This window comes from Winogradskyella ursingii, from assembly GCF_013403975.1.
In the GTDB taxonomy this organism is placed as follows: Bacteria; Bacteroidota; Bacteroidia; order Flavobacteriales; family Flavobacteriaceae; genus Winogradskyella; species Winogradskyella ursingii.
The window spans coordinates 1-25,601 of sequence record NZ_JABFDH010000003.1; the positions used below are offsets into that span (position 1 = coordinate 1).

Genomic DNA, 25,601 nt, shown 5'->3' on the forward strand with positions numbered 1-25,601 from the left:
GTCGGTTCCGTTGTATCTACAACAGTAATTGTTTGTACCAAAGTGGTCGTATTGTCACACTCGTCTGTCAATGTCCATGTTCTAGTAATGGTCGATTCGTTGGCACATGAGCCAGCAGTAACCGCATCGCTAAACGTTACTTCAAGATCAGTTGAGCAGTTATCGGCTTCATCTGTCACGTCACCTGTAATAGTTAAATCGGTTGCATCAACATCACATTCTATTGTAATATCAGCAGGTACTGTAAAAGTCGGTTCCGTTGTATCTACAACAGTAATTGTTTGTACCAAAGTGGTCGTATTGTCACACTCGTCTGTCAATGTCCAAGTTCTTGTGATGGTCGATTCGTTGGCACATGAGCCAGCAGTAACCGCATCGCTAAACGTTGCTTCAAGATCAGTTGAACAATTATCGGCTTCATCTGTCACGTCACCAGTAATAGTCAGGTCATTTGCATCGTCGTCACATTCAATTGTTATATCAGCAGGAACCGTAAAAGTAGGTGAGGTTGTATCAATAACATTTATTATTAAAGTTCTTTTGGTTTCATTGCCACATGCATCTGTTGCTGTCCAAGTTCTATTTAAAGTATAAGTTTGTGCGCATTCACCGTCTGTTCTGATTTCTTCGAATGTTACCGTAGCTTCACTACAATTATCTGTAGCGGTTAAAGTTTCAGCTGGCTCAAGATCATCACACTCTACGGTGATTTCATCTCTTACAGTTGTAGGGTTTGTATAGTTTGAAATACATGCAAACTCAATATTGTGATTTCTAGCACTCGAGCGCGCGTTTGCCACTCTTGCCACTGCACCAATTCTAAAAGAATAACTTGACGCGTTTAAATTTCTTGTCGAAAAGTTAACTTCTGGGTTGGCATTGGTACCACCAGAAAATTCATTGGTTCCAGATGTAGCAACTATCCAAGAGCCTTCTTCACCTATTGTAAGTTCAGTTGGATTATTCACCGTATAGCTATTTGTGAACTGGGACCAGTTAACCTCACCATAACTTGAGTTTCCATCAATATCATTAAAATTGGCATAAAATTCTGGTAGAGTTATTGGATTGGTAGTGCCCGCTTCAACAAAATCCATTCGATACTCAACATAACCACGATCTCCTATGTTGGGAATATTAAAAGCCGTTTGAGGTTTAAAGGCATTTGGGCTAGAGCTATTGACATCTAAAGTTGCTACAGAAGCATTAACATTAGCAACGATTGTTAAAAGAACATCAACACCCGGTGAAACATTGGTATATCTAAATACCTCATTAAGTAAAAATGTGTTAGCGTCCCCATCTCCAGATTCTTCAGTATAATTTACAAACGAAAGTGTAGGGGTGTTTACACAACTTGGTTGTTCGTTATTCGTTTCCGATGGAAAACCGTCAAATGTTGGTCCGACTGTATCTTCTATAGTAAACGTTGCTGTTGTTGATACAGAATTACCACAGCTATCAGTAGCCGTAAATGTAACATTGGCTGAGCCAGTGCCTCCACAATCATCTGATAATCCAGAAAAATCGTTGGTCCAAGTTAATGGTCCACAAGCATCACTAGCAGAAGCATTCGCATTAGATGCTAACCAATTATTTAAATCATCAATGTTGCTATTTCCATCGCATTGTACTGTAAAGTCAAAAGCTACAGACTCCAATAATGGTGCTGTACTGTCTGTTACAGTGATGGTTTGACTTGTGGAAGCTGTATTACCACAATTGTCTGTAATTGTGAAAGTTCTTATCACAGTTGTAGGACAATTGTCAGATGAGGTAACTACATCTATATAAGTAATGCTTTGTATGTTAAAATCATCCGTAGCCGAGTAATCTGCATTTGAAGCAAACGTATCTTTGACATCTCCAGATTGAGTGTTTCTATAAGGAAATACAGCATTTGATGCAGAAATGTCTGATTCAGAACAACCTTCAATTGTAAGATTTTCTGGAACTGATATTACCGGATCTTCTTCATCATCTGTTGCAACCGTTGCGCTTAAACTAAATAAACATCCATTTGCATCCGTTATCAAAATGGTGTAATTGCCGGCAGCTAGATTTTCAAACAATCCACTTGTTTGATTTGTTGCACCACCATCAATAGAGTAAGAGTAAGGGCTAACTCCACCAGTGGCCTCAGAGTTAATGCTTCCAGTATTTTCTCCAGAGCATTCAACATTTACAATTTCTATAATTGCTCCTGATACTTCTTCGCCTGGCTCTAAAACAGTAGATTGGTTTGTTGTTGTACAACCGTTAGCGTCAGTTATGGTTACAGAATAGGTCCCTGCTGAGACATTATTTAAATCTTCAGTTGTTTCATTTGTGTTCCATAAGAATTGATATGGTGGTGTTCCACCATTCACGGTCAAGTCTACAGAACCTGTTTCATCACCTTTACACATAACGTTAGTGACAGCAATACCTGAGCTCAGAGCGCTTGGCTCACTGACATTAATTGTTGTACTTTGTGTACATTCCGTCGTTTGGTCAGTAACCGTAACGGTGTAATTACCTGCAGGCAAGTTAGATACTGTGGCTGTAGTGTCTGGTAAATTGTCCCAGCTATAGGTAAACGGACCTGTACCGTTTGATACTGTTGCTGTAACGCTTCCGTTACTTTCACCATTACATGATACAGAGGTAGATGCACCAGTCACCGACAAATCGTTACAGGATCCACCATTTACTGAGGCACTGGCAAAAGCAGTACAACCATTCGCATCCGTAACGGTCACAGAATAATTTCCAACTAACAGCCCAACTAAACCAGGAGTAGTTTCTCCGCCAGGACTCCATTTGTAAGTGTATGGCGGAACACCACCAGTTACTGTTGTAAGTATGATTCCATCGTTTGTTAAAGGACCTAATAAATCTGAAGCTATAGCAATTATATTTAAAGCATTATTGGGTTGTGTAATTGCAATAGATTCTTCAACTGGTTGACAAGATGTTCCGTCTATTGTTACACTAACGTCATAGACTCCTGCACCTACGTTGCTAATAGTACTAGTAGTAACACCAGAATCTATTTGACCGTTACTCCAACTGAATGTATATGTCGCATCAGGATACGAATTGGAGCTCGCAGATACTGTTCCAGATCCGGTATTTTCACCAAAACAAGATACATTATCAGTTTCTTCAATAGTGACTTCTGCATCACATGTATTAACGCATCTAATTACTACACTTTGAGTTAATTGGCACCCATTAGCATCAGTAACAGTAACATCATGACTACCAGCTGTTAAATTTATAGCCGTAGCTGTGGTTTGATTATTGGCCGAAGTACTCCATAAATAGGTATAAGGACCAGTACCTCCATTAACGTTAGCGGTTGCGCCTCCATTACTACAGTTTTGGGCTGACGTTGCATCTTCTTTACTTATATTAATACTTAGAGGGGTTGCAGGTTCTGAGACACTGGTATTAGTAGAAATAGTACAACCATTGGCATCTGTCACAGTAACACTATAAGCACCTGCGCCTAAGTTGTTCAAATCTTCTGTTGTAGAATCATTACTCCATTCGTATGTGTAAGGCTGAGTTCCACCTGATACTGTTAGGTCTATGGCTCCTGTAGTATCATTAAAACACTGAACATCTGTAACTGACAAACTTGTGGTCAACTGACTCGGCTCACTTATTCCACATTGAGCATTCGTCTGGCAGCCGTTAGCATCTGTTACGATAACCCTGTAAGGACCTGCAGCTAAATTGTTGAATGTTCCTGAAGTCTGGTAAGTTGCTCCATTATCTAATGAATATTGATAAGGACTAGTCCCTCCTGTTGCTGAAAAAGTAATGCTACCAGTACTATTACCGTAACAATCTACATTTGTAGTGCTCGTTAGTGTCGCTCTCAGTTGACTATTAGGTTGGTTGATTTCAATCTGGTTTCTTTCAATACATCCATTGGCATCTGTTATGGTTACACTATAGATACCTGCTCCTAGATTTTCTATATTTCTAGTAGTTTGTCCTGAATTCCATGAATAGGAATAAGGTGCGGTTCCACCATTAACAGATAAATCAATACTTCCAGTTTCATCTCCAAAACAAAGCACATCTACTTTAGTAATTGTTGAAGTTAATTCTTCGTCTGGTTGATTTATGGTGAAATTATCCGAAACCGAACAACCATTACTATCGGTTACTGTGACTGAATAAGTTCCAGCTCCAACATTAGTAAGGTTTTGATTAGTAGTATCATTGCTCCAGTTAAACGTGTATGGCGGAAATCCACCAGAAATGGCTAAATCTATATTTCCTGTTACATCTGAAGTACAAAGAACATCGGTTACAGTACCTGAAAGCTCTAAATTGCTTATGGTAATTGGGTTAGGGTTAATGCGTTCGCAAAGCGTATATCTATTTCTTACTTTTAGCGTATAACTTCCTTCAGAAAGATTATTAAACTCTACAGAACTTTGATAAGATCCATTGTTTAATGAATATTCAAATTCTTCACCAATTGGATTTACAACAAAAATTGAAAAATTATTTTCTGAAGTGCAACTTATTTCAACCTCTGGATTTGGTGGTAAATCTACGTAGTTAAGAGTTACAGTTGCTCGGTCGCAAACATCTGTGTTAGGTGCTGGTAAACAAACTTCATACTCAAAAGTGACCTCACCGGTAAAACCTGGTTGTGGTGTATAGCTGTATGTTCCATCAGAATTAAATGTAAAATCTTGTCCGGTAACAGTTGGTGGAGATATTAGACTATACGCAGAATTCTGCGGTGCGTTATTAGATAAAGAAACATCACCATTGGCCTCATCATTTAAGCAGTTATTAGATTGCTGATCTAGGGCATATTTTTGTAATAAGAAAAATTTACCGTCACCATGATCTTCAGTCGCAGCAACAAATTCAATTTTAGTTATTTTAGAACCTACAGGTGCAATTCCACTTAAATAAAAAAGTCCAATACCAATTGTTTGACCATTTTCGTTACAACGTCCAGATTGCCAATAGTCGGATCCAGAAATAGGTGGCGCATATGAACATCCACGATAATCCCCACGACTTCTTACGAATGTATGACCAAGTTTCTGCTCAGGACCACCACCAAAAGGTGTGCCCCAGATTTCAATATAAAAGCAGTTATTTCCACCTCTTTCAGTAACAGCGAGGACACCACCTTCGTTGGAAGGGATTGATGGATTATAAAATATAGTTTGTTTCTGAGGACCTTCGTCATCTTCCCAATCTTCTTCAATGTCTTCAAGTTCTTCAAAATCTAAACAAAAATCCTCACCATTTTCACCGCAGGCAAAGTAATGATTTAAGTTTTTATCTTGAAAAGCTGCAGTAGCTCTTGTGACCCAATTAGCAGAGTTACTGTTTCCTCCAGTATTATTTCCATTTTTTATAATTCTGTTGTCACTATGTCCATCCGGTCCCAAATGCGTCAACTCATATGACGATGGTACAACAAAGGTATTGTAGATTTCACCATCAATTATAATGGACTCTATGGTAGCGGCATTTTTGTTTTGACTCTGTTCATCTGACCATTGGAAAGAAACACCAGACTGAATTGATGGTGCTTGTTGAGCGGATAGATAGAACGTAAACAAAAGTAACAGAACTACACAGGTTCTTTTAGTTAAGTTTTCGATAGAAATAAAAATGTAGTTTTTTTTCATATTATATCTTAATGCTTACAGCATCAAAAGAGAAGATGATAGTTTATACTACATACATATATGCAGCAAAAGCTATTGACTAATCAATAACGCTGTTAATTGTTGTTTCAGTAAAATAGAGGGAGTTGTAATTAGTGCAAATGATTAATCTGGATCAATTAATATATTTTTGATTTGGGGTCATTTACATTAACTTTACGAAACAAAAGAACTTATAACTCAAATGATAAACAAACATTCGAGTTGAAGGGGCAAATTACTCGTTAAAACGGAATTATGCAACATTTAATCGAAAAAAAATGCATTTAAACGATAAAAAATGAAATCAATTATACTGGTCAGGCATGCAAAATCGTCATGGAAACATGATGTTATAGATAGGGAAAGACCCTTAAAATCAAGAGGTAAGAACGACGCGAAGTTAGTTGCTAAGCAATTTTTAAAACATAATATTGATGTCGATAAAGTTTTTAGCAGTCCTGCTAAAAGAGCTGATTTAACCTGTAAAATCTTCTCAAATCACCTAAAATTTGATAAATACCAGGTTCAAACAGCTGAGGAATTGTACGATTTTGGAGGTGAAAACGTCATCTCGTTCATAAAGTCTCTTAAAAATGAATTAAATACCGTGATGATTTTTGGTCATAATCATGCTTTCACATCAATTTCCAATATATTTGGAAGTGAATTCATATCAAATCTCCCAACTAGTGGATTGGTAAAAATGAATTTTGATATTTCTAGCTGGGAAGACCTTAAAAAAGGCGAAACAGAATTCATAATCATCCCAAAGGAATTGCGCTAATGACCAAAGATAAAAATGAATATGTAAACCGCGAACTAAGTTGGTTGCAGTTCAATGCACGTGTGCTTCAAGAAGCGGCAGATGTCGCTGTGCCCTTAATAGAACGACTTCGATTTTTAGGTATTTTTTCAAATAATTTAGATGAATTCTTTAAAGTAAGATATGCAACAGTAAAGCGTATTGATGAAGCTGGCAAAGGAGGTAAAAGTGAACTTGGAGGTATTAAGGCGAGTGATCTTCTAGAAGAGATTACTCAAATTGTCATCGATCAACAAACCTTAAGCCTTGAGATTTTAGAAGAAATTGGAAAAGAACTTCAAAACGAAAATATATTTATAATCAATGAAACACAGATAGAAGGAGGACATCACGATTTTATTAAAAATTACTTCTATCAGGAAATCAGTCCTGCGTTAGTTGTAATCATTCTTAATGAGAACATTGCAATACCGGAACTAAAAGATAGTGCTTCTTACTTGGTTGTAAAAATGTCCAATTCTAATGGCGCAGATCAATTTGCATTGATTGAAATATCTAGAACTATGGATCGATTCATAGTTTTGCCTAGTATAGCAGAAAAAGATTACATAATCATGGTTGATGATGTATTGAGATATTGCTTAAATGATATATTCAATATTTTCAAGTATGATGAGATTTGTGCCCATATGATAAAAATCACTAGGGATGGTGAATTAGATTTTGATAGTGACTTGAGTAAAAGTTTTATAGATAAACTTTCCAAAAGTGTTAGAAATAGACAAATTGGAGAACCAGTACGTTTCGTTTACGATAAAAGTATCGACGAGGATACACTAGATTTTCTGTTGGAAATTATGAACATTGACTCTAAGGATAGTATCATTCCTGGAGGGCGTTATCACAATCGTAGAGACTATATGGGTTTTCCTAGTTTGGGAAGAACCGATTTATTATACGAAAAAATTAAACCATTACCTGTAAAAGGTTTGAGTCTTGAAGAAAGCATCTTTAAGACTATAGCCCATAAAGATTATTTGGTATATACACCTTACCATACTTTCTCTTACATTGTAAAATTCTTAAGAGAAGCTGCTTTAGATCCTAAGGTAAAAACGATAAAAATCACTATATATAGGTTGGCGCAGATTTCTCATGTGGCGAGCTCATTAATTAATGCAGCCAAAAATGGCAAGGAAGTTACTGTTTCTATAGAATTGAGGGCACGGTTCGATGAAGCCGCAAATATCACGTATGCAGAGCAGATGCAGGCCGAAGGTGTTAATATGCTTTTTGGCGTACAAGGTCTAAAAGTGCATTGTAAGATGTGCGTGATAGAACGTGAGGAAGATGATAGAATAGTGCGTTACGGCTTTATAAGTACAGGTAATTTTAATGAATCTACTGCTAAGATTTATACTGATTTTACATTACTTACAGCAAACCAAAAGGTTCTAAAGGATGTTAATAAGGTATTCAACTTTCTTGAAGTGAACTACAAGGTTAATCGATATAAGCATCTAATTACCTCTCCACATTACACCAAGTCAAAACTATTTGCTTTAATAGATAAAGAAATAGAAAATGCCCAAAACAACAAAGTAGCTTATATAAAATTGAAGCTCAATAGTATCAGTAGTTACAAAATGATCGATAAGCTTTACGAAGCCAGTAGAGCAGGAGTGAAAATACAAATGATTGTGAGAGGAATTTGCTGTATAGTACCTGGAATTAAAGGGATGAGCGAGAATATTGAAATCATTAGTATTATAGATAAATTTCTAGAACATACAAGACTTTATATTTTTGCTAATAACGATCAACCAAAAATTTTTATTTCTTCTGCTGATTGGATGACAAGAAATATAGATACAAGGGTAGAAGTCACTTGTCCCATTTATGATAAGGATATTAAAAAAGAGTTGCTGGATTTATTTGAAATCTGTTGGAAAGACAACGTTAAAGCCAGAATCATAAACGCAACACAAGATAATAAGTACAGGTTAAATGGAGACAAAAAAATAAGAGCACAATTTGAAACCTATAACTACTATTTGAAAAATTAAAGATTACAATGCTTAAGATTAAAAAATTTGCCGCCATAGATATAGGTTCGAATGCCGTTAGATTGTTGATTTCAAACATTATTGAACAAAAAGATGCACCAACCGAATTCAGAAAGAATTCTTTGGTTCGTGTACCAATTCGTTTAGGTGCAGATGTGTTTTTAACAGGCGAAATATCCGAACATAATAAACAGCGCATGGTAGATACAATGGTTGCATTTAGCTTGCTTATGAAGGCTCACGGAGTTGTTCGATACAAAGCATGTGCAACGTCGGCTATGCGAGAAGCGTGTAATAGTGCAGAACTTTCTAAGAAAATACTTAAATCCTCAAAAATTAATATTGATGTAATAGATGGAGAAGAAGAAGCTACCATTATAGCAGCTACCGATCTTCACAGATTTATTGATGTCAACAAAACTTATTTATATGTAGATGTGGGAGGTGGTAGTACAGAGTTTTCAATTATCCGCAATGGGGAAAAAATAGAATCAAAATCCTTTAAAATAGGAACTGTAAGATTACTTAATGATATTGTAAAAAGTGAAACTTGGCAAGAACTAGAGAATTGGATTAAAGATAAAACCTCAGACTTCGAAAAAATTGAATTGATCGGTTCTGGTGGAAACATCAATAAAATATTTAAACTCTCTGGAAAAGATTTAGGTAAACCACTGACATATTTTTATCTAACCAGTTACTATAAAACGCTTCAAAGTTATTCTTACGAAGAACGAATTACAAAACTTAATTTAAACCAAGATAGGGCAGATGTAATCATTCCGGCAACACGTATTTATTTGTCTGCCATGAAATGGAGTGGAGCAAAGGATATATTTGTACCTAAAATAGGTTTGTCAGACGGAATCATAAAAAGCATGTATTATGAGACTGTTTCTAGTGTGGTTGTTTAATTGCAACAAATCATAAAGAAGTTTAAATAACAGATTTTAATTATATTCGTAATCTCAAATTAGAAGTTATGAAAAGAAATTTACTAGCCTTATTATGTTTATGCCTTACTACCGTTGCACTATCTCAAGAAGTGCGATATGGTATAAGAGGTGCAATTAACGTGTCGAACTTGGATTTTGATCCAGATGCTAATTTTAATAATGAACACCGTAATGGATTTGCATTTGGTGGATTTATAGATTATGGATTCTCTGAAACGGTTTGGTTGCATACAGAATTGCAATGGTCTGCAGAAGGAGGAAAAGAAAAGTCCGTTAGAAGATCTACTCTTTTTCCAGAAACTTTAGGTACTGATCAAGGCAATGAAACGGTATCGTTGAGAGCTGATTATATCCAAATGCCAATTATGCTAAGATTCTCTTTGTCAGAACGCTTAATTGTTGGTGCAGGACCACAAGTAGCATTAAAAACATGGAAAAACGAAGATTCGTTTTCAACTTTTACGTTCTCCGGTGTAGCAGGTTTTGAATATATGATTACAGATGAGTTATTTGTTGACGCAAGATATTCGTACGGTTTGTCAAATATTTTAGATGATGATTTTGGCGACAGAGAAGCCAAGAATCATGTGATGCAATTCGGATTTGGAATTAAGATTTAAAACTAAGTAAAATAGAATAATAAAAGCTTCAACATTATGTTGAAGCTTTTTTTATCCATGAATAGTTTCTTTGTTTCCGAGGTCTTTCATAATTTCAGCTTCATATTCTAAAAGCGCATTCCATTTCTTATCTACTTCTTTACGGTCGCCATATTTTCTGGCAAAATTCAAGAACATCGTATAGTGACCAGCTTCACTTATCATAAGTTTGCGATAAAACTTGGCAAGTTTTTTGTCCTCTAGCGCTTCGGATAATAACCTGAAACGCTCGCAACTGCGTGCCTCAATCAATGCGGCATATAATAAACGATGCACTAATTGGGTAGTCCTGCTGCCGCCTTTAGGGAAGAATTTTAACAATGTAATTACATATTCATCCTTGCGGTCTCTTCCTAGCGTCCAACCTTTTTCTAAAATTAAATCGTGAACCATTTTAAAATGACTCATTTCTTCATTCACCAACTCAATCATCTCCTCAACAAGTTCTGTGTATTCAGGAAAACTAACGATTAATGATATCGCTGTACTGGCAGCTTTCTGTTCACAATAGGCGTGATCTACTAAAATATCCTCAATATTTTTTTCGACAATATTAACCCATCTTGGATCCGTTGGTAGCTTTAGTCCTAGCATTATAAATAGTTTTCTTTTTTGTTTTTTGTTATGCGGAATGAACCATCTCTATTAATAATCATTTGAAATATTTCGCGTTTATCCGAATTAACCTCGGCATAATAAATATCCAAGCTCAGACTTTGGCTATTGGTAAAATTAGTTTGATTGATCCAAACACCTTGAAGATTAGAATAAGTCATTGCATGCTCATTTTCTTTAAAATACGAGAAAATGAAATCTTTATCAATTACTGTATTCAAAACTTGTCGATCATCAACTATAATAGAGATTTCACTTTTTACTTCTCGGTAGAATTCTGTTTTAGTCTTTAGATCTTTTTCAATTTTAATAGGAATATGGTTTCCCAAATCCGTAAAAGTTTTAATTTTTACATTAAAACCATTACTCATTAAGGTATCAGTAACTGTTTCGTGATAATTCTCAGGGATATACTCAACGATCTCGAAAGGAATGTTCTTTTTAAAATTCTGTATACTTTCCTTTAGTGCCTGATGCTTGGTTTTTCTGCCTTCACAACTTGTAAAAGCTACAACCAATAACAATAGAAGACCGAATAAATTTCTCATAATCCATTAAATATCAAGACCAAATGTTTGACGTAATAAGTCTAAATTTGGATTTTTAGTTTTTAATTTTTCATACTTTTCTTGAGGCGTAAAGGCATATTTTTTAGCTTTTTCCTCGTTCACTTTTATATCTAAATGTAAGTCGTAATTTTTAAGTCTCTTTTTTAAAAACACCATCAACGGAAATTGAGCGCGTTCTAATTCAATTTTGTTGGTATTGTTGGAGTAGGTGAGATGTAAAGTTGTTCCTTTTAATTGTGGAGTTTCCATCTGTAGAATAGATGCCATTATTTTCTCACCTTTTTTATCCATAGACGCTGCATAATCTTTCCACGCCGCGGTCAGTGCTTCTTGTGTCACTGGTTCTTTTGGTAGGTCGTCTTCATTAATAACCACATCCATTTGGCGTAATTGATGCTCCTTTTTTTCCTTTATACTTTTTAAAGAAAGACCAGATGTTTTTTTAGGATTGTTAATCGAAATTTTTGGAATCGTTGAAGTTGCAGTTATCTCAGTCGCAGTATTTGAAATTATTTTTTGTGGTTCTGGCTCAACGACTTTCTGTTCTACAGCAACCTGAACTGTTTCAGTTTTCGAAGTCTCTGCTGGTTTTTTAACTGGAATAGGCTCAATTCCTTTGGCCTTAAAATAAGATGGTGGAATTATGAAATGCCTACCGTTTTTTTTTTCTCCATCAAAAGTGATAGAGGCTAATTGCATTAAGGTAAGCTCAACAAGTAAGCGTTGGTTTTTACTGGATTTATATTTTAGATCACAATCATTGGCCATCTCTATACCCATCAGCAAAAAACTGTTTGAAGTTTTTTGAGATTGTTCAATGTATTTTTGTTTGGTATCATCACCAACTTCGAGAAGCTCAATTGTAGCTTGATTTTTACAAACCATTAAATCTCTAAAATGTGATGCCAAACCAGCAATGTAATGATGACCGTCAAATCCTTTAGATAGAATTGAGTTGAATTGCACCAATAAATCCGGAATCTTATTTTCCAAAATTAAATCTGTACTGGTAAAATAGGTTTCGTAATCCAGTACATTGAGATTTTCAGTTACGGCTTGTCTGCTAAGATTTTTACCAGAAAAACTCACGACTCTATCAAATATAGAAAGTGCGTCACGCATGGCACCATCTGCCTTTTGGGCTATGATGTGTAATGCATCATCTTCTGCAGTAATACCTTGTTCTTCTGCGATATATTTAAGATATTCCTTCGCGTCCTTTACGGTAATTCTTTTAAAGTCAAATATCTGGCAACGAGATAGTATAGTAGGAATTATTTTGTGTTTTTCTGTAGTTGCTAAAATAAAGATGCAATGTTTTGGAGGTTCTTCCAGCGTTTTTAAGAAAGCATTAAAAGCAGCTTGAGATAGCATGTGTACCTCATCTATAATGTATACCTTATACTTACCAACTTGTGGTGGAATACGTACTTGGTCGGTCAGATTCCTGATATCATCAACAGAATTATTGGAAGCTGCATCCAATTCAAAAATATTGAAAGCAAAATCTTCGTCTTCACTCGTATTGCCATCACTATTAATCATTTTGGCAAGAATCCTTGCACAAGTCGTTTTACCCACTCCACGCGGACCCGTAAACAAGAGTGCTTGAGCCAAATGATTATTTTCAATAGCATTTAATAACGTATTGGTAATGGCCTGCTGGCCCACAACGTCCTTAAAGGTCTGCGGTCTGTATTTTCTGGCCGATACTACGAAATGTTCCAAATCTAATCTGAACTTGCTTGTATTGAATTTCTTTTCAGTATTTGAGCATCTCATGATGCTATTATACTTTTTATTCTGCAATAAATACAAATTTAATAATAACCAGCTAAAAGCCTTTTTAAAGATTCATAATTTAATATGAGTTATTAACAGTTTATTGTAATTTTGCACTTGAGTAGATCACCTTATCGCACTGACACTTGTTGTCAGTGAGGAAAGTCCGGACACCATAGTGTAACATAGTGGTTAACAGCCACCAGTCGAAAGGCTAGGAAAAGTGCAACAGAAAGAATGTACAGATCATGCTGTAGTGAAACCAGGTAAACTCTATGTGGTGCAATGTCATGTAAACTAACGTTTGAGCGTGCACGCGCGATTGTTAGAGGGTAGGCAGCTAAAGTTTGCTGGTAACAGTAAACTCAGATAAATGATAAGGCCATGACACGTTTACGGAGTCATTGGACAGAATCCGGCTTATAGATTTGCTTAAATATAAAAAACCCTTTACAAAAGTGTAAAGGGTTTTGTCTTTGATTGATTGTGGTTGTTGTCAATTACCCTGAGGTGTATAACTGAGATCTGGTCTAACATTTGCACGAACCTGATCGTATTTGGTTGCCAAAGATATGACACTGTACATCGCCGCATCGCCATCTTCTCCCATCATTTTATTATTTTCCTTTCCACCCATTGCTATACTTGCTGAGTCCTCTCCGGCAATTTCAACCATATAATAATTTTCTGTTGAGCCAAAACCGCTATGATAAACATTGTATCCAGACTTGATGCCTTTATCGTTAAACATTTTTTTTACATCAGCCATCGCTTTATTCATTGCCTCTGCATTTTTCGGCGAATAGTATAGAAAATGATATTCTCGGGCATTCTTGTTTGCAGTGGTATACCCTTCTGGTATATAGGATAAATCAGTAGAGTGGTGCAAAACGTAATCATAATGGGAGTCGTAGCATTCGTCCATTTTGTCAAACATATTCTTTAATTCATCCTTATCCATGTTTTCCGAGAGTATCGTCATAGGATTCTCATCTAGATCAGACATGTTTTCAATTGGCGACACGTAAACATATCTGCCATCTTCTACACTTATTGCAGTATAAATGGCATCCGAATTATGTTTTTTGAGTTGTTCGTTCAATTTTTTTGAAGCTTCCTCGTATTGAGGAATCATATTGAATTTTACATGGTCCGTATGAACCACGAACATCGTTGGTTGTGCATCTTGAGCATTTACGAATTGAAATGCCAAGAGCATCACTGTTAGGATAGATAATCCTCTTTTAAAATGTTTCATAATTGTTTGATTTTTGGTTAATAGCTTTTAACCATAATCAAAAACAGATAAAGACAGATGTAGAAAGTTTAAACAGAAAATTCTGCTAAAGGCTTATAAAGCTAGTGAAAAAATTTAACTAGGAATTTAGCTACAATATTGGCAATCAGAATGTTTCAAAGAAACTGAACATGTTGCCGCCATAACTCTTAGCTTCAGAAAAATGCGCTAATTGACTTAAATCTGTGTGCTTAGAATGTTCTACGATGAGTAAACCTTCATCAGCTAACAATTCATTTTGGAATACTATTTCCGGAATTTTGGAAAACTCCTGGAGATCAAAATTATATGGCGGATCTGCAAATATGATATCAAATTTCTGTTTCGATTTCTCTAAGTATTTAAACACATCACTTTTAATAGTGTTTATTGGCATCTCAAAACTCTTAGCAGTCTCATTAATAAATTTAATACAACCAAAATGAGCATCTACAGCTACAATGTTTTCTGTGCCTCTTGAAGCAAACTCGTAACTTATGTTGCCTGTTCCCGAGAATAAATCCAATATTGAAATATCTTCAAAATAATAACGATTATTTAGAATATTGAACAGTGCTTCCTTGGCCATATCGGTAGTTGGTCTAACAGGCAATTTTTTGGGTGCCGTAATTCTTCTGCCTTTGTATGTGCCAGATATGATACGCATTAAAACGAATTAAGAATTAAATAATGGTGATGAAGTGATTCTATATCTAAAGCTTTTGAAAAATTAAAAGTGTAATTGTTTTTCAACATTTTTACGTGGCGGATGTAAGTGAAAAGAATGTTGAAAATTTCATCTTCTTTATTGACAGTTCCGGTTAAATTCAATTGAGTTGTTTCAGCATCTAGCTTTAGTTGTTCAAAAACGAACAAAACGTAATAGATTAAATCCTCTTTTGTTGAGTATTGAAATACATTAAATAATAATAACTCACCTCTCTCAACAACCAATAGCTCTAAAGATGCACTGTTAACGTTAAGATATACTTCAGGTTTATCTGATGAATTTTTAGTTTGAAGCGATGCATCAATTAGTAAAGTAGAGGAATGCTTGTAAACAAATTCGCCAAATATATCGAGGATATAATTGTTCACATTAACGTAAGGTACAAATACGTTAACGCTATTGTTTATGGAAACGTCATCTGTAGATATAAGATCCGTTCGTAAAATCTTGGAATTGAATTTTAGATAATCTGCCTTATGGTTCTCATCATATAGATCTTTTGGCACCAATGATGCCAATTCATTTTGATGGATAACCGTGACTGCATCAAAAGTATCTGAAAAAACCGTATTGGCACTAAGCTCGCTCTTAAGTCGATTGAGTGCGTCGTTAGGAGTCAACTTTTGCTCAAAATCAATAGACTTTAAAAACTCAATAGTATTTAAGCTTCTGTTTAGAATGCAAAAAGAAAGCCCATTCAAATTGAATTGAATGGACAGCTCTTTAATATCGTTTCTTGTCAAAACTACTGCTCGTTAGAGAGGTCTTTGCCCCAATTTCCATTGGTACTGATTTCTTCCATAGAACCTACTCTTATAGTAGGACCTTTAACACCTGCAATGGATTGCTTTTGCTTTTCCTTGTCTATTAAGTATTTTTCTTGATCATATAATACGACTGCTTTGTCAACACTTGCTTCAAAGACTGGAATGTCATCTAAAGTACCAGCTTTTAACTCAAAAGTTGCACCTTCTTTGCCAACGCCTACATTCATCATATTTTTATAAGTGTCCTTCCCTTTAAATAAAGAATCTTTAACAGAGAAAAAACTTAAGGTATCAATCAAAGTTTCAGTTTTCATCGTCTCAACACCACCAAATGCTCTGGTACGCTCAACATCCAATACCAAAGTATCACGTCTCTGTGTAATTGGTACTTGTGCGGTATCTACAAAACGAATCAGTTTTTCAAACGAATCTGCATATTTATTGTTTACATCTTTGTAAAGTAATTGTGTGTCTCTGATATCTTTTAATCTTTCGATAACAACAGCATAGCGCTTATCCTTTAGTTGATTAAACTGGATTTCTCTATAAACTGACATAAAAGTAATATATCCTAAATAAATGATTAATCCCCAAAGTAAAATGTGAATAATAGGTTTAACTTTTTTAGGGACAAATTTATCTATTAACCATACGATAAGGATGGTCAATAAAATAATACCTACTACTGCTATGATTACTGTTACCATGTTTTTGTTTATTAATTAAGGTCTCTCGCAAATCTACAATTTTTTTTTGTTCGTAAAAATTATCTAAATAAAAATCATAAAAAATAAATATGTAAATAGAACTAAGGCTTATAAAATATAGAATAGTGCTATCTTGCTTTCATAATATTCTTTATGATTTCAAACGCTTCGGACTTTTATAAGTTATTAAAAAACAAATTTCCTTTTAAGCCAACACCCAAACAAGACATTGTGCTTTTGCAATTGTCTGAATTTATATTTGCTACAAAAACCAATGGCGTTTATTTGCTCAAAGGATATGCAGGTACAGGTAAAACTAGCATTGTCGGCACTATAGTTTCTAATTTGTGGCAAGCGAAAAAAAATGCTGTTTTACTGGCGCCAACGGGAAGAGCGGCAAAAGTCATTTCTAATTATTCTAAAAAAGAAGCGTTTACAATTCATAAAAAAATCTATTTTCCTAAAAAGGATAGAGGTGGAGGTGTAAAATTTGTAATGCAACCAAATAAGCATCGAAACACTATTTTTATAGTGGATGAGGCGTCCATGATCCCTGATACGCCATCAGATTCTAAACTTTTTGAAAATGGTTCTCTTCTGGATGATTTAATGCAATACGTTTATTCCGGCCATGAGTGCAAGTTGCTTTTGATCGGTGATAAAGCACAGCTGCCACCAGTGAAATCAGATTTGAGTCCTGCTTTAGATGCAGATAAATTGTACCTTAATTATAATAAAAATGTGACGAGTATTGAATTGGATGAAGTTGTGCGACAAGAGCAAGACTCCGGAATTTTGGAGAACGCTACGGAACTAAGAGCCGTCTTGCAATCTGAATTTTACGAAAGCTTCAAATTCAATTTGAAAGGCTTTACAGATATTGTAAGATTAATGGACGGTTACGAAATTATGGACGCGATTAACGATGCCTACAGCGCAAATGGTTATGAGGAAACTGCCATTATAGTTAGAAGTAACAAACGCGCTAACCAATACAATCAGCAAATTAGGCAACGTATTTTATTCAATGAAACAGAGCTCTCATCTGGGGATTTTTTAATGGTTGTTAAGAATAATTATTTTTGGATTAAACCTACGACCGAAGCTGGTTTTATCGCTAATGGTGATATTATTGAAGTACTCGAAATTTTCAGTATTAAAGAGCTTTATGGCTTTAGATTTGCAGAAGTTAAAGTGCAAATGGTCGATTATCCGAAGATGCGTCCGTTTGAAACCGTGTTATTGCTAGATACCATAGATGTGGAAAGTGCCTCACTAAGTTACGAAGAATCCAACCGACTGTATCAAGAGGTAAGTAAAGATTATGCTGATGAAACATCTAAGTATAAACGATTTTTGGGAGTAAAAAACAACCAATTTTTTAATGCACTCCAAGTCAAATTTTCTTATACTATTACATGTCATAAATCGCAAGGCGGACAATGGAATACTATTTTTGTAGAGCAACCATATTTGCCAAATGGTATGGATAGAGATTATATCAGGTGGTTGTATACAGCTGTGACACGTGCCAAGGAAAAGCTCTATTTAATTAACTTTAAAGACGAAATGTTTACTGAAAATATCCTAAATTAGAACTATGGATTTCGAAACAATAATCAGCATTTTCTTGGGTATCGGACTTTCGGCATCAGTTGGTTTTAGGGTATTTTTGCCTTTGTTTGCATTGAGTTTGGCAACGTATTTCAATGTTTGGGAACTTAACGAAAATTGGATTTGGATCGGCAGTACGACAGCTGTAATCACCCTTGGAGTTGCAACTATTATTGAAATTTTCGCCTATTATATTCCAGTTGTGGATAACGTACTTGATACGATTAACATACCTTTAGCAACGGTTGCCGGAACTGTGGTTATGGTCTCTACTGTAGCAGATTTGAGTCCAGTTATAACCTGGGCTTTGGCAATTATTGCTGGTGGAGGAACGGCTGCTACCATTAAAGGAACGACAAGCGTCACACGTTTAGGTTCGACGGTTTCTACAGCTGGTTTCGGAAACCCGATTGTTTCTACCATTGAAACTGGAACTTCGATAGTGATGTCCATAATTTCCATATTTATTCCTGTTTTGGCAATAATTCTTGTTTTCGTTATTTTTTGGATTGTTTTCAAATTGTATAAAAAATTGAAATCAAGTAAAGCCAAACCATCCTAAAAACCTTATTTTTGAACTCGTTTAAGATATTAAGATGAAGATAATTTCTATGATACCTGCACGCTATGGTGCATCAAGATTTCCGGCAAAGCTTATGCAGAATTTAGCTGGTAAATCCGTTATCTTAAGAACTTATGAAGCTACGGTTGCAACTAATTTATTTGATGATGTCTTTGTCGTTACAGATAGCAAGATCATCTTTGACGAAATTACTAATAACGGTGGTAAAGCCATTATGAGCCAAAAAGAACATGAATCTGGTAGTGACCGCATTGCTGAGGCCGTTGCCAATGTGGATTGTGATATTGTAGTAAATGTACAAGGAGACGAGCCTTTTACCGAGCGCGAAAGTTTACAAAAAGTTTTAGAAGTTTTTAAGACTGATACCAATAAGGAAATTGATTTAGCTTCGTTAATGGTGGAAATTGATGATTGGGACGAAATCAACAATCCCAATACCGTTAAAGTTATAGTAGATCAGAACAGTTTTGCATTGTATTTTTCTCGAAGCCCGATTCCTTTTCCCAGGGATAAAAATGCAGGGGCAAAATACTATAAACATAAAGGAATTTATGCGTTTAGAAAAGAGGCCTTATTGGAATTTACTGTGTTACCAATGCAGTTTATTGAGGCAACGGAAAAGATAGAATGCATCAGATACTTAGAATACGGCAAGCGTATAAAAATGGTTGAAACCGAAATACAAGGTGTAGAAATTGATACACCAGAGGATTTGGAAAAAGCCAAACGTTTATGGAAATGAATAGGTTGAATTTTTTGTGAAATAATTCTAGAATTAAAAGAAGAATAAAAATATTGGACAAAGATTATAACGATATAAAAGTTATTGGTTTTGATGCCGATGATACCCTTTGGGTCAACGAAACCTATTTTCGTGAGGCCGAAGAGGAAATAGGTTTGTTGTTATCTAAATACGAAACACCAAATAAAATTGACCAAGAACTGTTTAAAATTGAAATTCAAAATCTTCCGACTTATGGTTATGGAGTCAAAGGTTTTATTTTATCTGCTATTGAATTGGCGATAGACCTTTCCAACGGAAAAGTTTCAAACAACGTTATTGAAGCAATTTTAGAGATTGGTAAGGATATGATTAATAAGCCTATAGAATTATTGGACGGTGTTGAAAAAGTTCTGAGAGAATTGTCTAAAGATTACAAATTAATTTTGGCAACAAAAGGAGATTTATTGGATCAAGAGCGCAAACTAAAAAAATCTGGTCTTATAGATTATTTTCACCACATCGAAGTATTAAGTGAAAAACAAGAAGACAATTATAAAAAGCTTTTGAAGCATTTAGAAATACAACCCAAAGAATTTCTAATGGTTGGCAATTCGCTAAAATCTGATATTTTACCTTTAGTAAATATTGGGTCTAAAGCGATACATGTCCCGTTTCACACCACGTGGCAGCACGAGCTTGTAAACGATATTGAAAGTAATGGTTCAGATTACAAAACAGTTGAAAGTTTAACTGAAATTTTAAAATTTTTCAAAGCACCTAAATAGAAACATTGTTTTTATTTTTGTGATAGATATAAAATAAATGACATATAAAAATTACCCAATGGTGTCCAGAGTAGTATTTGGGCGAGGAAGTTTCAACCAACTGGATGAAATCCTTGCGCCAAAACGCAATGGGAGACACGCACCATTTATATACTATGTAGATGATGTTTTTAAGGGCAACCGATGGCTGACCTCTAGAATCAACCTTTCCTACAAGGATAAAATTATCTATGTGCCAACGCTCGAGGAGCCTAAAACATCCCAAATAGATCAATTGGTAGAAGATATCATTCTTGAATTTAGCGAATTACCTTCAGGTATCATCGGTATTGGAGGAGGTATTGTTTTGGATGTAGCAAAAGCTGTATCTTTAATGCTTACTAACAAAGGTGAAGCCAAAGATTATCAAGGTTGGGACCTGATAAAGCAACCTTCAATTTATCACGTTGGAGTTCCGACTATTTCAGGAACAGGGTCAGAAGTTTCAAGAACAACTATTTTAACAGGTCCTGAACGTAAATTGGGTATTAATAGTGATTATACACCATTCCATCAAGTAGTATTAGACCCAGAATTAACAAAAGATGTCCCTAAGGACCAATGGTTTTATACAGGTATGGATTGTTTTGTACATTGTGTAGAGTCGCTGGATGGTACATACCTTAATGCATTTAGCCAAAGTTATGGTGAAAAAGCATTGGAAATGTGTAAGGAAATCTTCTTGGGAGATGACTTAAGTAAAGAAGAAGCACAGGATAAATTGATGATGGCTTCTTGGCATGGAGGTATGAGTATCGCTTATTCACAAGTTGGTGTTGCGCATGCTATGAGTTACGGTTTAGGTTACCTTTTGGGCGTAAAACATGGTATTGGTAATTGCATTGTTTTTGACCATTTAGAAGACTATTATCCAGAGGGAGTAAAGCTTTTTAAACAAATGAAAGCTAAGCATAATATTACGTTGCCCAAAGGAATTTGTGCAGATTTAGAACCTCATCAGTTTGACAAAATGATCGATGTGGCACTAAGTTTAGAACCACTTTGGGAAAACGCTTTGGGAAAAGATTGGAAAAAAGAAATGACCCGAGAAAAACTTTTGGATCTTTACAAGAAGATGTAGAATGCGCACCATAGCCAAATTCATTTATTTTAAAATCTTAGGCTGGAAAATTGTTGGAAACACTAATTTCTCACAAGATACTGTGAAAAAAGCCGTGATTATCGCTATACCTCACACCAGCTGGTACGACTTTGTTATTGGTATATTATTACGCAAAATCACAAATGTAAAAACTAATTTTGTAGCCAAAAAAGAGCTTTTTAAATGGCCACTTGGTTATTATTTCAAATCCGTTGGAGGAAAAGCACTGGATAGAACACCAGGACAAAATAAAGTCGAAGCCATAGCTCAGCTATTTGAAACTGAAGATGAATTTCGACTGACCTTAGCTCCAGAAGGAACCCGAAAAAAAGTGCTGGAATGGAAAACAGGATTCTACTATATTGCAAAAGCAGCTCACGTGCCCATTATTATGTTTACGCTAGATTTTAAAAACAAACAAAATAAAATTTCAGAACCTTTTTATCCTACAGATGATCTTGAAGCTGACTTCAAATTCATGAAAGCATTCTATGCTGGTGTAGAAGGCAAAGTAAAAGCCTATAGCTAAACAATAACTGGTTATCTGAACTTTGGCACAAGATTTGAAGTGTTTACAATAGCAATGAAACATAAAGTAAACTACTAAGTCCCTAAAAAGAAACATTGCCTCAAAAAAGCTGTCCCATGTAAATTGGGCAGCTTTTTTCTTTTATGCACAATCATAATCAATATTGGATGTCTAAAAGTTGTTAAATATTTTATAAAATATAAATTTCAACACGCTGATTATCAATTGGTTTAAGCCTATCTATTCTTGTAGATGTTTAAACAGGACATCCAAACAAGACTTAGTCCGTATATATATTACTAACAATTAACAAATTTTAATAATTATGATTAAAAATAATTTAACCTCGATTTTTATTATTGCTCTTTCCCTTGGTCTTTCATTTACATCTTGTAGTGATGACGACGGAAATAATAACAATGGTAATGATAATGAAGTAACGCTATATGCGTCTAACAATTCAAACGGAAACATAACTGTTTATGATTTTGAAGAATCACAAACCGCACAAACGCGATCACTAATTACAATATCTACTGCTGCAGATGGTGTTTACTACGATAGTAGTTCAGAATCTGTATTTCAGGCGTCAAGATCTGGAAACAACCTCGAAGGTTTTGTGGATATTGACGACCTTGAAACGGGAAGCTTACTAGATGTAAGTTTTGAAAGTATGAGTGATATGGATAGTCCAAGAGAAGTGGCTGTTAATGGTGATTTATTTGTTGTAGCAGATAATGCAGACGTAGACGGTAATGACATGACGCCAGATGGAAGATTTTTTGTTTATAGTTTCTCTGGAGGTAACTTTACTCTCAGAAATGTAATTACTGTAAATTTTGCTGTTTGGGGAATTACCTTTAACGGTGATGATTTATATGCTGTTGTTGATAAAACCAATGAGTTGGCATTATTCACAAACTTTCTATCTAACACAACTGATGCTACTATAAGCGCATCCAAGAGAATTGCGATTGAAGGTATTGTGAGAACTCACGGTCTTACCTACGATACGGCTTCAGATACGATGATTATGACAGATATAGGTGATGCTGGTAACGCACAGGATGATGGTGGATTCCATATCATTGAAGGATTTACAAGTAAATTTAATGCTGTAACTGATGGTGGTACCATGGCAGTTGCTGGTAACCAAGTAAGAGTTTCTGGTGCTGCAACCTTATTGGGCAACCCAGTGGATGTAGCTTACGATTCAGAAAATGAAGTAGTTTACATTGCTGAAGCTGGAAACGGTGGAGGTAGAATCTTAGGATTCAGTAACTTCGATTTATCTGCAGGTGGGAACATTTCACCTACGTTTAACAGTACTTTAGCTTCGGCATCGTCTGTTTACTTAGATAAATAATTAATAGAATATAAATTGAAAGAGCCGTATAAATTTTATACGGCTCTTTTTTTTATAAAATCATCTAAAGCTCTATTGGTCTGTCTTTGTAGTTTCTTCTTAAAGAACTGCATACCTCCAAAGAAAATCCCTTTAATCCCAAGTGCTTGTTTCGCCCATTTATGTAGGCAAAATTCATCTGTACGCTTTATTATCAATCCATCTCTAAACTCAAATGAAGCCTCAATTTCATTAAATACTTTCCTATTTGTTTTGCTAAACGTATAATAAGCTTCCCAATAGGCGGAACCATAGTTCTCATTGGCCTTAATGTTAGAATAAATTACCTTAAAACCCTTACCGTGTTGAGACTCGCATAGCATTTCCCACATGGCCTTTGCTCGTTCACCTCTTAATACTCCAAATGCTGGGTCCTTGAATACCACATTTTGATGATAGCACTCACCCATGCTTTTGGCGTCCAAATTTTTAAATGAGGTATAGAATTTTTCGATTAAATCATTCATTTGATGCTCTTTTTTAAAACCACAACCGTTAAAATTTCGTAAGTATATTGAAGCATCTTTTGATGCTCGAGTGATTTAAAATCTTTGAGTTTGATTATTGATTAAATTGCTATGAAAAGGAAAGGCTACCTATAAACAGGTGGCCTTTTTCATTCGAGCGTTATTTTGTTTCTAAAACCTATATCCGTACGTTTGTCAAAATCAAAATCAAAATAACTGGCCTCACCAGCTTGACCACTAATTTTCGTTTTAGTCCGTCCTATTTCCAGTCCGTTTTTATTAAATGCTTTAGCTATAACATAACGATTAAAATCATCATTGAAAATGATGTATAGAACCATTTTGTTGTTATTATTATTTTTTTTACTTTCTATACTATAGGCTCCTGTCATTAAACCTTTTACTTTGAGTTCTTTTGATAATTCAATTTCACATTCTAATGTTTTTTCCACGCCTTCGGATACTCCTTCAAAAAACTCTGTTGCAGCTTCACCAACGACTTCGCCACCTTTGTTAACGCCCTCTTTAGCTTTGTGTCCTAATTGATTACAGGATAAAAACATCAATAAAGCCAATCCTGTCGATATACTATATAACTTCATATTTTATAGATTCTAAATTTAAAAGTAAACTATTTAAACTATTTTAATGAGTGTACTTTTTTAGTTTATCTGCAATCTTGGTAATACTAGAATATAATAAGGCATTGGTTTTTGTATAATAGAACGCCAAAAAACAAACTATAATTATAAATATTGCAGCTCCAAATATAGCTTCCCAAGCATTTAAAGTTTTGCCCAAGATTTGATGCAATCCAAGACCGGTAAAACTTCCATATATAATGATAAAATGAATTACGTAAATAGAGAGCGTCTTCTGACCAATTTTTAGAATTAAGGGTTTTTTAATGTAGTTTTCGGCCAAATAAAACAGGGCAAATAATATGAGTACGTTGCCAAATCGAGTAAAGAGATAATTATAGTAAGCTACATCTTTTAAAAGCTCAAAATCAGTTTGATAGTAAACTTTCATTAATATTGCCGAAGATTTAAAAATCAATATCAAGCCAACTACAAAAAAACCTAAAACCATACCCAATTTAAATTTTGGACGTTCTAAATACCTATAGAAAATAGTAGATATAAATGCACCAAAAGCCACATATCCAAACCATGGGATGATGGTGAAAATAGAGCCATCGGCTTTGCTTAAATAATTAGAAAATACCATTGGTACTTCTGGCAGTTCCAGATAGCGATATAAGGGTTCGGTAATAAATATAATTAATCCCAATAGAAACATTAGAACGGAAAATAGTAACGTTTTTTTACAACTCAACCTATAGATGCATACCACAATAATTAACGACAAGCCAATGCATTGTAGCACATCAATAACTAAAAAGTAACTCCTAAATTCACCAATGAGCCACTCAAAAATAGGAACGCGTAGTGCGTAGCCAATACCTATAAGCATTAATCCACGGGTAAGCCCTTTACGCATACGTAATTTGGCGGTACCATTATGCTTTGCTTTTATGAGCAGATATGAAAAAATTAGGCCCGAAATCGTAAAAAATGTAGGCGCTGTGATACCTCTAAAGTATTCCCAAGTCTTAAAAGCAACATTACTACTGTCACGGTAAGATACGTCCATTAACGTATCTATAAAATGACCTTGTAACATCATTAATATAGCAAATGCACGTACGGCATCAATAAAATAAAGACGAGTTGGTTTCAAATATTAGTTTGCTTGGTATGACAAATTTAGGGTTTTTGA

General features: G+C 35.0%; 22 protein-coding genes and 1 other RNA gene. 12 read left to right on the forward strand and 11 right to left on the reverse strand.

Features of this window, described 5'->3' with window-relative positions; genetic code table 11:
- Window positions 1-5,660: beta strand repeat-containing protein (locus tag HM983_RS07400; RefSeq protein ID WP_179344781.1), on the reverse strand; the 5,660-nt coding region annotated here is incomplete at its 3' end.
- Between the two features lie 319 nt (window positions 5,661-5,979).
- Between HM983_RS07400 and HM983_RS07405 the strand changes: the two genes are divergently transcribed.
- The 4 genes from HM983_RS07405 to HM983_RS07420 all read left to right on the forward strand — a co-directional run bounded on the left by HM983_RS07405 (window position 5,980) and on the right by HM983_RS07420 (window position 10,086).
- Window positions 5,980-6,465, forward strand: a complete 486-nt coding sequence (locus HM983_RS07405) for a SixA phosphatase family protein (RefSeq protein WP_179344782.1) — start codon at window positions 5,980-5,982, stop codon at window positions 6,463-6,465.
- On the forward strand, window positions 6,465-8,510 hold the full coding sequence (gene ppk1, locus HM983_RS07410) for a polyphosphate kinase 1 (RefSeq protein ID WP_179344783.1): 2,046 nt from the start codon (window positions 6,465-6,467) through the stop codon (window positions 8,508-8,510). The genes HM983_RS07405 and ppk1 overlap by 1 nt, the downstream gene beginning before the upstream one ends.
- Window positions 8,511-8,518: 8 nt before the next feature.
- A complete protein-coding gene (locus HM983_RS07415; protein WP_179344784.1) occupies window positions 8,519-9,424 on the forward strand; it encodes a Ppx/GppA phosphatase family protein in 906 nt (301 codons plus the stop codon).
- A gap of 68 nt (window positions 9,425-9,492) precedes the next feature.
- On the forward strand, window positions 9,493-10,086 hold the full coding sequence (locus HM983_RS07420; RefSeq protein ID WP_179344785.1) for a porin family protein: 594 nt from the start codon (window positions 9,493-9,495) through the stop codon (window positions 10,084-10,086).
- Window positions 10,087-10,137: 51 nt separating this feature from the next.
- Here the strand turns inward: HM983_RS07420 and miaE are convergent, their stop codons facing one another.
- From miaE to HM983_RS07435, 3 genes are read right to left on the reverse strand one after another with little or no spacing between them, the layout of a single operon-like run.
- The gene (gene miaE / locus HM983_RS07425; RefSeq protein WP_179344786.1) at window positions 10,138-10,719 is read right to left on the reverse strand and encodes a tRNA-(ms[2]io[6]A)-hydroxylase; all 582 of its coding nucleotides are present in this window, start codon (window positions 10,717-10,719) and stop codon (window positions 10,138-10,140) included.
- Complete coding sequence (locus HM983_RS07430) at window positions 10,719-11,288, reverse strand: hypothetical protein (protein ID WP_179344787.1); 570 nt, start codon at window positions 11,286-11,288, stop codon at window positions 10,719-10,721. The genes miaE and HM983_RS07430 overlap by 1 nt, the downstream gene beginning before the upstream one ends.
- A gap of 6 nt (window positions 11,289-11,294) precedes the next feature.
- Window positions 11,295-13,037 (reverse strand): DNA polymerase III subunit gamma/tau, encoded by a 1,743-nt coding sequence (locus HM983_RS07435; protein ID WP_179345333.1) that lies wholly within the window; start codon window positions 13,035-13,037, stop codon window positions 11,295-11,297.
- A 172-nt stretch (window positions 13,038-13,209) separates the two neighbouring features.
- On the opposite strand from HM983_RS07435, the gene rnpB reads away from it, so the two are divergent.
- Window positions 13,210-13,530, forward strand: an RNA gene (gene rnpB, locus HM983_RS07440) — RNase P RNA component class A.
- A 57-nt stretch (window positions 13,531-13,587) separates the two neighbouring features.
- On the opposite strand, the gene HM983_RS07445 is transcribed toward rnpB, so the two are convergent.
- The 4 genes from HM983_RS07445 to HM983_RS07460 all read right to left on the reverse strand — a co-directional run bounded on the left by HM983_RS07445 (window position 13,588) and on the right by HM983_RS07460 (window position 16,571).
- Window positions 13,588-14,349 (reverse strand): hypothetical protein, encoded by a 762-nt coding sequence (locus HM983_RS07445; protein WP_179344788.1) that lies wholly within the window; start codon window positions 14,347-14,349, stop codon window positions 13,588-13,590.
- 145 nt (window positions 14,350-14,494) lie between these two features.
- Window positions 14,495-15,034 carry a 16S rRNA (guanine(966)-N(2))-methyltransferase RsmD gene (rsmD, locus tag HM983_RS07450; RefSeq protein WP_179344789.1) on the reverse strand — a complete coding sequence of 180 codons (540 nt, stop codon included), beginning with the start codon at window positions 15,032-15,034 and terminating at the stop codon, window positions 14,495-14,497.
- Window positions 15,034-15,840 carry a DUF3822 family protein gene (locus HM983_RS07455; RefSeq protein ID WP_179344790.1) on the reverse strand — a complete coding sequence of 269 codons (807 nt, stop codon included), beginning with the start codon at window positions 15,838-15,840 and terminating at the stop codon, window positions 15,034-15,036. Before HM983_RS07455 ends, rsmD begins: the two co-directional genes overlap by 1 nt.
- 2 nt (window positions 15,841-15,842) lie before the next feature.
- Window positions 15,843-16,571, reverse strand: a complete 729-nt coding sequence (locus HM983_RS07460) for a hypothetical protein (RefSeq protein WP_179344791.1) — start codon at window positions 16,569-16,571, stop codon at window positions 15,843-15,845.
- Between the two features lie 153 nt (window positions 16,572-16,724).
- On the opposite strand from HM983_RS07460, the gene HM983_RS07465 reads away from it, so the two are divergent.
- The 7 genes from HM983_RS07465 (at window position 16,725) to HM983_RS07495 (ending at window position 23,313) form a co-directional block, all read left to right on the forward strand.
- A complete protein-coding gene (locus HM983_RS07465) occupies window positions 16,725-18,167 on the forward strand; it encodes an ATP-dependent DNA helicase (RefSeq protein ID WP_179344792.1) in 1,443 nt (480 codons plus the stop codon).
- 4 nt (window positions 18,168-18,171) lie between these two features.
- Window positions 18,172-18,747, forward strand: coding sequence for a DUF4126 domain-containing protein (locus HM983_RS07470; RefSeq protein WP_179344793.1), 576 nt, complete (start codon window positions 18,172-18,174; stop codon window positions 18,745-18,747).
- Between the two features lie 34 nt (window positions 18,748-18,781).
- Window positions 18,782-19,510, forward strand: a complete 729-nt coding sequence (gene kdsB, locus HM983_RS07475; RefSeq protein ID WP_179344794.1) for a 3-deoxy-manno-octulosonate cytidylyltransferase — start codon at window positions 18,782-18,784, stop codon at window positions 19,508-19,510.
- 53 nt (window positions 19,511-19,563) lie between these two features.
- Entirely contained in the window at window positions 19,564-20,277 is a 714-nt protein-coding gene (locus HM983_RS07480; protein ID WP_179344795.1) for an HAD family hydrolase, read from the forward strand.
- 37 nt (window positions 20,278-20,314) lie between these two features.
- Window positions 20,315-21,397: an iron-containing alcohol dehydrogenase family protein gene (locus HM983_RS07485; protein WP_246277486.1), complete on the forward strand. Its 1,083-nt coding sequence runs from the start codon at window positions 20,315-20,317 to the stop codon at window positions 21,395-21,397.
- A gap of 1 nt (window position 21,398) precedes the next feature.
- A complete protein-coding gene (locus HM983_RS07490) occupies window positions 21,399-21,947 on the forward strand; it encodes a 1-acyl-sn-glycerol-3-phosphate acyltransferase (RefSeq protein WP_179344796.1) in 549 nt (182 codons plus the stop codon).
- Window positions 21,948-22,272: 325 nt separating this feature from the next.
- Window positions 22,273-23,313: a hypothetical protein gene (locus tag HM983_RS07495; protein ID WP_179344797.1), complete on the forward strand. Its 1,041-nt coding sequence runs from the start codon at window positions 22,273-22,275 to the stop codon at window positions 23,311-23,313.
- Between the two features lie 35 nt (window positions 23,314-23,348).
- Here HM983_RS07495 and HM983_RS07500 read toward each other — a convergent pair whose 3' ends face one another.
- The 3 genes from HM983_RS07500 to HM983_RS07510 all read right to left on the reverse strand — a co-directional run bounded on the left by HM983_RS07500 (window position 23,349) and on the right by HM983_RS07510 (window position 25,562).
- Window positions 23,349-23,819 carry a nuclear transport factor 2 family protein gene (locus HM983_RS07500; protein ID WP_179344798.1) on the reverse strand — a complete coding sequence of 157 codons (471 nt, stop codon included), beginning with the start codon at window positions 23,817-23,819 and terminating at the stop codon, window positions 23,349-23,351.
- A 149-nt stretch (window positions 23,820-23,968) separates the two neighbouring features.
- Window positions 23,969-24,421: a hypothetical protein gene (locus HM983_RS07505; RefSeq protein WP_179344799.1), complete on the reverse strand. Its 453-nt coding sequence runs from the start codon at window positions 24,419-24,421 to the stop codon at window positions 23,969-23,971.
- A gap of 43 nt (window positions 24,422-24,464) precedes the next feature.
- A complete protein-coding gene (locus HM983_RS07510; RefSeq protein WP_179344800.1) occupies window positions 24,465-25,562 on the reverse strand; it encodes a heparan-alpha-glucosaminide N-acetyltransferase domain-containing protein in 1,098 nt (365 codons plus the stop codon).
- Window positions 25,563-25,601: the final 39 nt, after the last annotated feature.